The sequence below is a fragment of the Rhizobium sp. Root1220 genome, assembly GCF_001426265.1.
GTDB lineage: Bacteria > Pseudomonadota > Alphaproteobacteria > Rhizobiales > Rhizobiaceae > Rhizobium.
In genome coordinates, this window is the sequence record NZ_LMDG01000007.1 from 61,265 (window position 1) to 72,925 (window position 11,661).

9 protein-coding genes are annotated in these 11,661 nt (G+C 58.5%); 6 read left to right on the forward strand and 3 right to left on the reverse strand.

Annotated elements, in window-relative coordinates; all coding sequences use genetic code 11:
- The first annotated feature begins 160 nt into the window (after positions 1-160).
- Positions 161-1,345: an MFS transporter gene (locus ASC90_RS07520; RefSeq protein ID WP_056537704.1), complete on the forward strand. Its 1,185-nt coding sequence runs from the start codon at positions 161-163 to the stop codon at positions 1,343-1,345.
- A gap of 93 nt (positions 1,346-1,438) precedes the next feature.
- Positions 1,439-1,606: a 50S ribosomal protein L33 gene (rpmG, locus tag ASC90_RS07525; protein WP_018900182.1), complete on the forward strand. Its 168-nt coding sequence runs from the start codon at positions 1,439-1,441 to the stop codon at positions 1,604-1,606.
- Positions 1,607-2,322: 716 nt separating this feature from the next.
- On the opposite strand, the gene ASC90_RS07530 is transcribed toward rpmG, so the two are convergent.
- Together ASC90_RS07530 and ASC90_RS07535 are read right to left on the reverse strand one after the other, a co-directional pair.
- A complete protein-coding gene (locus tag ASC90_RS07530; protein WP_056537707.1) occupies positions 2,323-3,693 on the reverse strand; it encodes a PleD family two-component system response regulator in 1,371 nt (456 codons plus the stop codon).
- A 21-nt stretch (positions 3,694-3,714) separates the two neighbouring features.
- Positions 3,715-4,086 carry a response regulator gene (locus ASC90_RS07535; RefSeq protein ID WP_056537711.1) on the reverse strand — a complete coding sequence of 124 codons (372 nt, stop codon included), beginning with the start codon at positions 4,084-4,086 and terminating at the stop codon, positions 3,715-3,717.
- A 131-nt stretch (positions 4,087-4,217) separates the two neighbouring features.
- Between ASC90_RS07535 and ASC90_RS07540 the strand changes: the two genes are divergently transcribed.
- The 4 genes from ASC90_RS07540 (at position 4,218) to ASC90_RS07555 (ending at position 7,976) form a co-directional block, all read left to right on the forward strand.
- The gene (locus tag ASC90_RS07540) at positions 4,218-4,526 is read left to right on the forward strand and encodes a DUF3572 domain-containing protein (RefSeq protein ID WP_056537714.1); all 309 of its coding nucleotides are present in this window, start codon (positions 4,218-4,220) and stop codon (positions 4,524-4,526) included.
- A gap of 2 nt (positions 4,527-4,528) precedes the next feature.
- On the forward strand, positions 4,529-5,200 hold the full coding sequence (locus ASC90_RS07545; RefSeq protein ID WP_056537717.1) for a hypothetical protein: 672 nt from the start codon (positions 4,529-4,531) through the stop codon (positions 5,198-5,200).
- A gap of 152 nt (positions 5,201-5,352) precedes the next feature.
- Entirely contained in the window at positions 5,353-6,642 is a 1,290-nt protein-coding gene (locus ASC90_RS07550) for a DNA polymerase IV (protein ID WP_056537721.1), read from the forward strand.
- 95 nt (positions 6,643-6,737) lie between these two features.
- Positions 6,738-7,976 carry a L,D-transpeptidase family protein gene (locus ASC90_RS07555; protein ID WP_056537725.1) on the forward strand — a complete coding sequence of 413 codons (1,239 nt, stop codon included), beginning with the start codon at positions 6,738-6,740 and terminating at the stop codon, positions 7,974-7,976.
- A 3-nt stretch (positions 7,977-7,979) separates the two neighbouring features.
- On the opposite strand, the gene dnaE is transcribed toward ASC90_RS07555, so the two are convergent.
- The gene (dnaE, locus tag ASC90_RS07560) at positions 7,980-11,480 is read right to left on the reverse strand and encodes a DNA polymerase III subunit alpha (RefSeq protein ID WP_056537728.1); all 3,501 of its coding nucleotides are present in this window, start codon (positions 11,478-11,480) and stop codon (positions 7,980-7,982) included.
- Between the last annotated feature and the right edge of the window lie 181 nt (positions 11,481-11,661).

An 11,661-nucleotide genomic window follows, 5' to 3' on the forward strand; every position in this document is an offset into this window, starting at 1 on the left:
TAAGCTTTATTGATAGAACCTATCCAAAAACATTCAGGTTATTGCAGCCAGCGCCTTTCATCTTGTAAAGCACACCCGTCACTTGGATTTGGCACGTCTGTGCCTTTCTATGTGCTTCGCGGCAGCGATTCTTAGCAGTATGTCTCTAAGGGATGGGTATATGTCTCAGCCGCGAAACGGCACACCAGGCGATGTCGAGGAAATCCATTGGCCTTCACTGGTGGCAGCCGTCTCGTCCATTTCGGCCGTCGGCATAGCAATTGGCCTCGGGCTTCCGCTTCTCAGCATCATTCTCGAAAAGCGCGGCATTCCATCCACCCTCATCGGCCTCAACACGGCCATGGCTGGCGTTGCGGCAATGGTCGCCGCACCGATCACCACAAAGCTGGCGCACCGGTTTGGCGTCGCGCAAACCATGATCTGGGCGGTGGTGATTTCGGCGCTGAGCGCGCTCTGTTTCTACTACGCCCAAGACTTCTGGATGTGGTTTCCGTTGCGCTTCGCCTTCCACGGCGCCACGACGACCTTGTTCATCCTCTCGGAGTTCTGGATCAATGCCGCCTCGCCGCCTTCCAAGCGCGGATTCGTACTCGGTATCTATGCGACGGTGCTGTCGCTTGGCTTTGCCGCCGGGCCCCTGCTGTTTTCGGTCCTCGGCAGCGACGGCATCCTTCCCTTCGCTGTAGGCGCCTGCGCGATCCTCCTTGCAGCCGTCCCGATCTTTATCGCCCGCTATGAGAGTCCTGTCTTGGAGGAGAAGCCGGAGTTGCATTTCATGCGCTACGTTTTCCTCGTGCCGAGCGCAACAGCGGCTGTTTTCATCTTCGGCGCGGTGGAAGCGGGCGGTCTGGCGCTGTTTCCGATCTATGCCGTGCGCGCATCCTTCACCGAATCGCAAGCCGCCCTGCTGCTGACGGTGATGGGAATCGGCAACATGATCTTTCAGATCCCTGTCGGTCTGCTTTCCGACCGCATGAAAGACAAACGTCCGCTGCTGGCCGGAATGGCCTTCATGGGCCTCATTGGCTCCTTGATGCTGCCGTTCCTTGTCCATAGCTGGGTGATGATGGCAGGGGTGTTGCTGTTCTGGGGCGGCTGCGTGGCCGGACTGTACACGGTCGGGCTCAGCCACCTCGGTTCACGGTTGACTGGCTCCGACCTTGCGGCGGCCAACGCAGCTTTCGTTTTCTGTTATGCAGTCGGCACGGTCGCTGGACCACAAGTCATCGGCGCCGCCATCGATGTCGCCGGAAACAACGGTTTTGCGTGGGCCATCGCCGGCTTCTTCGGGCTTTATGCCCTGCTTTCCGCCGCAAGGTTGCTTTTCATTCGAAAGCGGACTTGACATTTCGGGCTAGATTCGTAGTTTCGCGCCAGAATTGGCCGTGGAGCCCATCCGGCATTTGACGGCATTCATTTTTTTAAAGGCAGGACGACCATGGCCAAGGCTACAACAATCAAGATCAAGCTGCTGTCGACAGCCGACACAGGTTCTTTCTACGTCACGACGAAGAACAGCCGTACGATGACGGACAAGATGACGAAGACCAAGTATGACCCGATTGCTCGCAAGCATGTCGAGTTCAAGGAAACCAAGATCAAGTAATCACTTGATCTGACGTTCTTCAAAAAAGGCGCGCGCCCAACGGCTGCGTGCCTTTTCTTTTGTCCGTATCGCAGTCCGTGCCAAGCACAAAATAGAAACGCCGCCCTGCCCGAACACACGGAGAGGACGGCGTTTTCACGAAAGGGGGTCGACCAGCAAGCAACGCGGCACGAGGAACCGCTGGTGTTGCGTACCAGCCGACCGACCCCACGACCCAGGAGATGCGGCGGACCTGAGCATCATGGGGTATCCTGGACTCCACGACGGGAGCTTTTTCTCTTGTGTGCCGATAATTGCCGTGAACGCGGAAGAAAATCAACAAATTCTTAAGGGTTAGATTTCCTAGCTTGATTTCATGGTTAAAAGTACGGCTTTGGGACAGTTTTTATAGTCTCGAGTCGATCTTTCCGGCAAGAACAGGGTGCAAAGCCATAAAGAACACCGCCAATATAGGCCAATAGTATTAGCATTCGTGGGCGACGTATCAAGATCGTGCCTGCAGCACCTCAGGCAAAACCTGTCAAAATATGATTGTTCATCATGTTTTTGCTGTTACAGCGACCTTGCGTGCTTGGACTAACGTCCGGAAATCATCGTCATTCCAACGTGGCAACAGAGCCGTCTTCCATCCTACTTGCAGCAGCATCTTGCAGTATAGCGATAAGGACTGGCGACATACCTGTGCATGAGCGAGACGTTGGCTGGCCAGCCGTGCCTCAAGCGACGGCAACCACGCGATTGCGGCCGCCATTTTTGGCTTCGTAAAGCGCGACGTCGGCCTGCTTCATCAGTTGGCCGGGGGTGATGACCGACGCGATGCGTGACGAGATGCCGAAGGACGCCGTTACGCTCAACTCCTGGCCTGACGACTTCAGCTTGAACGGCGCCGTTTCAACGGCTGCGCGCAACCGTTCTGCGACTGCCGCCGCGACTTCAGGCGACGTATCAGGCATGATGACCACAAACTCTTCGCCGCCGTAACGGCATGCAAGGTCGGCGCCGCGGACCGTCGATCGAATACGACTTGCGAACTCTTTCAGAACATCATCTCCGGCATCGTGCCCGTAGGTATCGTTGACCTGCTTGAACCGGTCGATGTCGGTGATCAGCACGGAAAGGGGACGTCCGCGGGCCATCGAGCGGTTGAACAGCGTACTCAGATGGTTGTCGAGATAACGGCGGTTGTTGAGCCCCGTCAGCGGGTCGGTGACAGCAAGCTCGATCGTATGCTTCACGCTTGCGCGCAGGCGATCGTTATAGCGCTTGCGCCGCATCTGGGTGAGGCTGCGTGCGACAAGTTCATTCGGATCCACCGGCCGGACGATGTAGTCGTTTACCCCAAGTTCGAGCGCGCGGATGACCATATCGTCGTCGCCCTGCTCTGTTATGATCAGGATCGGCAGAAAGCGTGTGCGGTCCAGCGACCGAAGTTGCGAGCATAGCCGCAGCGGATCGTAATCTTCGAAGTTAGCGTTGACGATCACCAGTTCAAAGGGGTTCTCGGACGCTTCGAAAATAGCCGCTTGCGGATCGGAGATTGCCGAGACATCAGCGATCGGCTTCAGTGCCCTGATGATGCGCTCCTGCGAATTCGCGCGTCCATCGACGAGCAGGACCTGACCGGTATCATCGGTGGCCCCTTCGCCCGCACGCAGGAGTTCGTCGATACCCATGGTATGCGCCGTCTCGGCTCGAATGCGCAGTTCGTCACTGAGCGTCTTCAGGCGGAGAAGGCTTTTGACCCGCGATATCAACTGCAGATCATTTACCGGCTTGGTCAGGAAATCGTCGGCTCCGGCCTTAAGCCCGCGGACGCGATCCGCTGGCTGATCCAGGGCAGTCACCATGACAACGGGGATATGCGACGTCCTGGGACTGGCCTTCAGCCGCTCGCACACTTCAAAACCGTCAATGCCCGGCATCATGATGTCAAGCAGCACGAGATCGACCTGGTTCCGCTCGCATATTGCCAGCGCCTGATAGCCGTCGGCAGCTGTCATGACCTCGAAATATTCGGCGATCAACCGCGCCTCGAGGAGCTTCACGTTGGCCGGGATGTCATCAACCACCAGAATTCGCGCAGTCATGGGCTTCTTTCTGCTGATACGTCAGGCATCGCCGAGGTAAGTCTTGATCGTCTCGATGAACTTCGGGACGGAAATGGGCTTCGAGACATAGGCCTCGCATCCGCCCTGGCGGATGCGCTCTTCGTCGCCCTTCATCGCAAAGGCCGTGACAGCGATCACCGGGATGACATGCAGATCATCGTCCTCCTTCAGCCATTTGGTGACTTCGAGGCCGGAAACCTCCGGTAGCTGAATATCCATCAGGATCAGATCAGGGCGATGCTTGCGCGCAAGCTCCAGCGCTTCCATGCCGTTTCGGGTCTGAATAGTCGTATATCCGGACGCCTCGATAAGGTCGCGAAAGAGCTTCATGTTGAGCTCGTTATCTTCTACAATCATCACCTGTTTGGGCATGACACGCGTCCTACGTCCGTTCCGGCAACCGTTCGTCCGCATGAGAAAGACATGCGAGCACACGGCTCCATGAAACCGATAGAAGCACGCTATCGGTATTTGGTTGAAAAATAGGTAACTTACCCCGCGAAATGCAAAGCAACTTCAAGACTTCGAAACAACTTTCCGCCGATCCGCAACAAACGGCAATCGCCGTTCTCGCCTGGCTTGCGAACGAGCAGGATCTATTCGGTCGCTTCCTGGCGTTGACCGGTGTCGAACCAGGGCGAGTACGCCACGCCGTCAACGATGCCGGGTTTCTATCGGGCATGATGGACTTCCTGATGAACCACGAACCGACGGCGATGGCCTTTTGCCAGGCTACGGGAACTCCGCCCGAGGTGCTGAACGCAGCATGGTTGCATTTCTCGCCACCAGGGCTGGGCTCCGGAGAATACTGATAATGGATGTTGCAACCGACGTTCGCCAGGTGCGCCTCGGCGACAGACCGCTCATCGTCTGCGACATTGACGAAGTCGTTCTCGAATTCATCTCGCCCTTCACGGCGTTTCTGCGATCTCATAGCTATGACCTCCTTCCGAGATCGTTCCGGCTTCACGGCAACATCGTTTCCCAACACGACGGCAGCGAATTGGAACGGGCTACGGTCGATTCGCTCGAAGAGGCATTCTTCGCGAGCCAGGACTTGTGGCAGAAGCCGGCCGAAGAGGCGGTAGAGACGCTGCAGATGCTTTCCACCGATGCAGACATCGTATTCTTGACGGCAATGCCGCCCCGCCATCATGGAATCCGGCGAAAGCTCCTTGACCAGCTTGACCTGTCTTTCGACATGATCGCCACCGAAGAACCCAAAGGGCCTGTCGTCGCACGGCTGCATGACCGGAGAGACCTGCCCGTCGCTTTCATCGACGATATGCAACGCAACCTCCTGTCCGTCGGCGAGCATGTGCCGGAGTGCCTGCTCGTGACCATGATGGCCAATCCCGATTTCAAGCCGTTCGCACCAGCGCCGACTGGATCAATCGTGGCCGCCTCCGGTTGGGGTCACGCACACGAATTGGTGCGCGCACATTTCTCGGTTAAGCCCACCAGGATTGCAAATCCCGCCGCATGAGCGGAAGGCCACCCTTTATTCTTCCGATCGTTTCGTGCGGCAGCGACAGTCGATCCGAAGCGCAGATCGATATCCAACACAAACCTCTCCCGCTCACTTGAGACTCGCGAGCTTAGAGGCTAATGTCACAATGTTCAATCTTTGTTCTCGCCATGGTCCCCGTTCCAGACAAGATGCCCGGCTTCTGTCGTGACTGCCTCGGCGAGCAGAAGGCGGAAACGCGTCGCTGCACGGCGTGCGGCAGTCCTCGCCTCGTTAGACATAAAGAGCTCTATGATCTGACACTGGCGCACATCGACTGCGACGCCTTCTATGCATCCGTCGAGAAACGCGACAATCCCGAGCTTGCCGACAAGCCGGTGATCATCGGCGGCGGCAAGCGTGGAGTGGTCTCAACCGCCTGCTATATCGCGCGTATTCACGGCGTTCGATCGGCAATGCCTATGTTCAAGGCGCTGGAGGCCTGTCCGCAGGCGGTCGTCATTCGGCCTGATATGGAGAAGTACGTGCGCGTTGGGCGCCAGGTGCGCGCCTTGATGCAAGAATTGACACCACTCGTCCAGCCGCTCTCGATCGACGAAGCCTTTCTCGAACTTGGCGGCACCGAACGCTTGCATCACGATCCGCCGGCCCGCACGCTGGCGAAATTCGCGCGGCGCATCGAGAAGGAAATCGGCATTACCATCTCCGTCGGGCTATCCTATTGCAAATTTCTCGCCAAGGTCGCATCGGACCTACAGAAACCGCGTGGCTTTTCCGTGATCGGTCGGGAAGAGGCCGTCTCCTTTCTCGCGCCGCGACCGGTGACGACGATCTGGGGGGTCGGCAAGGCTTTCTCGGCGACGCTGGAGGCCGACGGCATCCGAACGATCGGCCAGTTGCAGACCATGGAAGAAACTGACCTCATGCGCCGCTACGGCAGCATGGGGCAGCGCCTCGCCCGTCTTTCCAGGGGCGTGGACGACCGTGACGTTCATCTCAACGACGCGGCGAAAAGCGTGTCGTCTGAAACGACCTTTTTCGACGATATATCGCGATACGAGGATCTCATCCCTATCCTGCGCAGCCTCTCCGAGAAGGTCTCATGGCGCCTGAAGAAGAGCGGGGTCGCGGGTCACACCGTGGTTTTGAAGATGAAGACAGCCGATTTCAAGTCGCGGACACGCAACAGGAGGCTGGAAGACCCGACCCAGCTTGCCGACAAGATCTTTCGCACCGGCGTCGACCTGCTTGAGAGGGAAGCTGACGGGACGAAATTTCGCCTGATCGGCATCGGGGTGACCGATCTTTGCGATCCGGTGCGCGCTGATCCGCCCGACCTGGTCGATGTGCAATCCGGTCGCAGAGCGGCTGCAGAAGCAGCGATGGACAAGCTGCGCGACAAATTCGGCAAGGGGGCGGTCGAAACCGGTTATACCTTCGGCGGCAAACGCGATCAATAATATGTGAGCCCACCTCACGAGAGCGTATTTCAAGTTTTCCTTAAGCTTCCCCGGCTACGCTTGCCCCTCTGGTATTGCGTTCTTGGTTGGCTACTATGTTTTCGCGTCTCGTATTCGGCCTCGGCTTGCTGTCGGCTACCGCGCTCGTGCACCCCGCTCTGGCCGCGGAAGCGCGAACGCTGCAGATCTTCGTTTCGAAAAATTCACAGTCGCTTGCTCTCTACGACGGGGCGGAAATCATTGCGACCTCGAAGGTTTCGACGGGAAAGCCCGGCCATACGACGCCGAGCGGTATCTTCTCGGTGATCGAGAAGAAAAAGTATCACGAATCCAATCTCTATTCGGCCGCGCCCATGCCGTTCATGCAACGGCTGACATGGTCAGGCATCGCGTTGCACGAGTCTAACTCCGTGCCGCGATACCCGGCCTCGCACGGCTGCGTACGGTTGCCGGCCGCTTTTGCCAAGCTGCTCTACAAGATGACGGGAATGGGCGTGCCGGTCGTGATTACCGATGCCGAAGTTACCCCTGGGCCAATCGAGCATCCGACACTGTTCCGACCGGACACGCCGGAGCCGCCGCCGCTTCTTTCCGATATGACTCTTCGTCCGGCGATCGGGCAAGGACCGGTGCAGGTTGCCATGAATGACCTGTCCATGCCGCGGACGCCGATCCCGCGGCAACTCACGACCCCTGCCAACGACGAGCCGATCCGTATTCTGATCACACGTCGCACGGAGCGAGAGACGGTCATTGATCTTCAGGCCCATCTCAACGAGCTGGGATTTTCCGCAGGCGATCCCGATGGACTGCTTGGGCCCGCAACGGTTCAGGCCATCAGCGATTTCAAGACGCAACACCCGCTTGAACCGACCGCAGACAAGTCACTGCTCAGCGATAGCCTTGTAAGGGCGGTCTATACAGCTGCGGGCAAGGGCGAACCGGCAAATGGCGTGATCAGGATCCGGCAAGGCTTCAACCCCGTCCTCGAAGCGCCGATCACGATCGCAAATCCGGGCCTTGCCCTGGGAACACACTTTTTCATGGTGCATGACGTCGACTTCGAAAGCGGCGCAGCGGATTGGATGGGCGTCACCATCCCCAATACCCTGTCGCGACAGGCAATGAATCGGCTTGGCATCAGCAGCCTGGAAAGCTCGATCATCAGCGGCACGCCACTTGCAAACGCGCTGAGCCGCATCGCCATTCCTGATGATACGAGGCGTAAGATCGATGCAATGCTGACATCGGGCTCGACGCTTACCATCTCCGACACCGGCCTCGGCACCGAGACCGGCAAAGGCACCGATTTTATCACTGTCACCCGAGGCTAAGCCTCAGACGAGTTCCACGTCGACGACACCGGGTGCAGCACGGAGCGCCGCGGCGATTTCCGGCGTGATGCGGTATTTCTGCGCGAGCGCCACCTCGACTTCGCGCTTGCCATCCTCCTTGATGACAATGAAGGAGACGAGGCCGTCGCCCTTGGCGTTGAGATGGGCGGAGACGGCACGCAGCGGTCCGGAATCGCGGACATAGACGCGCAACGCCTTTTGCATCTGTAGCGACTTCTCCTCAAGCGACTGGATGGTCTGCAGACGCAACCCGACGCCTTCCGGCCGCTCCTCGCCGGTTGCCGTCAGAATGAAGGACTTCCCGGATTCCAAGACGTCACGATACTGGCCGAGCATCTCGGAGAAGAGGACAGCCTCGAACTGGCCGGATGAGTCGGAGAAGACGATGATGCCCATCTTGTTGCCGGTACGAGTCTTGCGCTCCTGCTTGGAAATGACCGTTCCGGCAAGACGCGCATTGGTAGCGCCCTGCTTCACCGCAGCCGAGAACTCGGCAAAGGTCTGCACACGCATCTTCTGGAGAATGTCGTTGTAGGAATCAAGCGGGTGGGCGGTCAGGTAAAAGCCCAGAACCTGGAACTCCTTGAGGAGCCGCTCGGAAGCCAGCCACGGAGAGAATGGCGGCAGGGAGATCTTTTCCGGCCCCGACGACAGAGCGCTACCGAAGATATCGGACTGGCCGCTCAGCTTGTTCTCCTGAGCGCGCTGCGCGTAACCGAGCACCCGGTCGAGGCCACCGGCCAATTGTGCGCGATCCAGGCCGAAGCAATCGAATGCGCCGGCATATATCAGGCTTTCGAGAACGCGACGGTTTACCTGGCGGGGGTCGATGCGCAGGCAGAAATCCTCCAAGCTGGCGAAGGGCGTGTCGCCACGCACCGCAACGATGTGCTCGACCGCGGATTCACCAACGCCCTTCAGCGCCGCCAGGGCGTAGTAGATGCGGTTGTCGCCGGTTTCGAAGTGTCGGAAGGATGTTTGCACCGACGGGGCGACGACATCGATGCCAAGCCGCTTTGCATCTTGCCGGAAGTCGTTGACCTTTTCGGTATTCGACATATCGAGCGTCATCGAAGCGGCGAGGAACTCGACCGGATAGTGCGCCTTCATATAGGCTGTCTGGTAGGAGACGATCGCGTATGCGGCCGCGTGCGACTTGTTGAATCCGTAGTTGGCGAACTTGGCGAGGAGATCGAAGATCACATCGGCTTGCGGCTTCCTCACCCCGTTCTTGACGGCGCCATCGACGAAGCGCTCGCGCTGCTGATCCATTTCGGCCTTGATCTTCTTACCCATTGCCCGGCGCAGAAGATCGGCCTCCCCTAGCGAATATCCGGACAGGACCTGGGCGATCTGCATCACCTGCTCCTGGTAGACGATAACGCCCTGCGTCTCCTTCAGCAGGTAGTCGATGGTCGGATGGATCGACTCGATCTCCTCCTCGCCATGCTTTCGGGCATTATAGACCGGGATGTTCTCCATAGGACCCGGACGATAGAGTGCGACGAGCGCGATGATATCTTCGATGCAGTCCGGCTTCATGCCGATCAGCGCCTTGCGCATGCCGGCGCTTTCAACCTGGAACACGCCGACGGTCTCGCCGCGCGAGAGCATGTCATAGGTCTTTTGGTCATCCAACGGGATTGCCGCGAGGTCGACCTTGATGCCAAGCTTGGCCACAAAATCAACCGCCACCTTCAATACCGTCAGCGTCTTCAGGCCGAGAAAGTCGAATTTTACGAGGCCGGCCTGTTCGACCCACTTCATGTTGAACTGGGTGACGGGCATGTCGGAGCGTGGATCGCGGTACATCGGCACCAGCTTCGACAGCGGACGGTCCCCGATGACGATGCCGGCGGCATGGGTCGATGCATGCCGATAAAGCCCTTCGAGCTTCTGGGCGATATCGAGCAGGCGGGCCACCACCGGTTCCTTGGCTGCCTCCTCCTGTAGCTTCGGCTCTTCTTCGATCGCCTTCGAGAGCGGTGTCGGATTGGCCGGATTGTTCGGTACGAGCTTGCAGATCTTGTCGACCTGGCCGTAGGGCATTTCCAGCACACGCCCTACGTCGCGCAGGGCCGCGCGTGCCTGGAGCGAACCGAAGGTGATGATCTGGGCCACTTGTTCGCGGCCGTATTTCTGCTGCACGTAGCGGATCACCTCTTCCCGGCGATCCTGGCAGAAGTCGATATCGAAGTCGGGCATCGAGACGCGTTCCGGGTTCAGGAAGCGTTCGAAGAGGAGCGAGAAGCGCAGTGGATCGACGTCGGTAATCGTCAACGCATAGGCGACAAGCGAGCCCGCGCCCGAACCGCGGCCGGGACCGACCGGAATATCATGCTGCTTTGCCCACTTGATGAAGTCCGCGACGATGAGGAAGTAGCCGGGGAACTTCATGCGCTCGATAACGCTGAGCTCGAACTCAAGCCGTTCGCGGTAGTCCTTCTCCTCATAGCCGGGCGACATGCCTAGCGTCTCCAGGCGACTGTCCAGACCCTCGACTGCCTGGCGCCGGAGCTCCAGCGCTTCCTCGCGCTCGGCTTCCTCCGGATCAGCTGTTGCTGCAGTAAAGCGCGGCAAAATCGGCTTGCGGGTATTGAGGACGAACGAGCATCTGCGTGCAATCTCGACGGTGCTTTCGAGCGCTTCGGGAAGATCCGAGAAAAGCTTCACCATTTCGGCGCGGCTTTTCAGATAGTGATCCGGCGTCAGCCGGAAACGCGTGTCGTCGGAAACGATGGCATTGTGCGCGACGGCCATCAACGCGTCGTGCGCGTCATAATCATCGCGCGTCGGGAAGAAGGCTTCGTTGGTGGCGACCAAAGGCAGATCGTGGTCATAGGCCAGCCCGATCAACTTCTGTTCATGCCGCTTGTCATAGGTGCCGTGTCGCTGAAGTTCAACATAGAGCCTGTCGCCGAACAGCCGCTTCAGCAAAAGCAGTCGAGCCTCGGCTTGCGAGGCATGACCGTCCTTCAGCGCCATATCGACCGGGCCGGTCGACGCTCCCGTGAGCGCTATCAGTCCTTCCGTTCCGATCTCATCCAGCCAGGAGGCGCGGATGTGGACCGACTGACCACCGCCCTCCCCACCGAGATAAGCGCGACTGACCAGATCCACCAGCCGCTCGTAACCTTCGTCCGTGGCTGACAGCAGGACAATGGAAGGCAATTTCGCCAACCCCTGTTGCCCGCCACGCTTTTCCGTCTCGAGGCCATCCTCCATGTCGATGGAAACCTGGCATCCGATGATCGGCTGCAGTCCCTCATCCATCGCCTTTTGCGAAAACTCCAGAGCGACGAAGAGATTGTTGGTGTCGGTGATTGCAATTGCAGGTTGCCTGTCGCCCGATGCCTTGTACAGAATTCCCTTAAGCGGCAGCGCGCCCTCAAGCAGCGAGTATGCCGAATGAACGCGCAGATGAACGAATCCCGGCGCACCGCCAATGAAACCGTCCGCGCCGTCCTTTTCCGAACCCGCCATTAGATGCCCTTCCGATCACTGAAATGAATCGGATGCATTGTCGGCATTGCAGGGGACGATGTCCAGATGAAGTCCGCCATTCGGACCGCATGGCAGCCATGCGGTCCCCTGAATTCTTACATCGCCATGCAGATCAGCGAGAAACTGGCGATGAACATCGCGATGGAGGTGAATGCTGCGA

Excerpts from the sequence above, each read along its gene's own strand:
- ASC90_RS07520 (WP_056537704.1), top strand. The coding sequence starts at position 161 with ATGTCTCAGCCGCGAAACGGCACACCAGGCGATGTCGAGGAAATCCAT.
- rpmG (WP_018900182.1), top strand. The coding sequence starts at position 1,439 with ATGGCCAAGGCTACAACAATCAAGATCAAGCTGCTGTCGACAGCCGAC.
- ASC90_RS07530 (WP_056537707.1), bottom strand. The coding sequence starts at position 3,693 with ATGACTGCGCGAATTCTGGTGGTTGATGACATCCCGGCCAACGTGAAG.
- ASC90_RS07535 (WP_056537711.1), bottom strand. The coding sequence starts at position 4,086 with ATGCCCAAACAGGTGATGATTGTAGAAGATAACGAGCTCAACATGAAG.
- ASC90_RS07540 (WP_056537714.1), top strand. The coding sequence starts at position 4,218 with ATGCAAAGCAACTTCAAGACTTCGAAACAACTTTCCGCCGATCCGCAA.
- ASC90_RS07545 (WP_056537717.1), top strand. The coding sequence starts at position 4,529 with ATGGATGTTGCAACCGACGTTCGCCAGGTGCGCCTCGGCGACAGACCG.
- ASC90_RS07550 (WP_056537721.1), top strand. The coding sequence starts at position 5,353 with ATGGTCCCCGTTCCAGACAAGATGCCCGGCTTCTGTCGTGACTGCCTC.
- ASC90_RS07555 (WP_056537725.1), top strand. The coding sequence starts at position 6,738 with ATGTTTTCGCGTCTCGTATTCGGCCTCGGCTTGCTGTCGGCTACCGCG.
- dnaE (WP_056537728.1), bottom strand. The coding sequence starts at position 11,480 with ATGGCGGGTTCGGAAAAGGACGGCGCGGACGGTTTCATTGGCGGTGCG.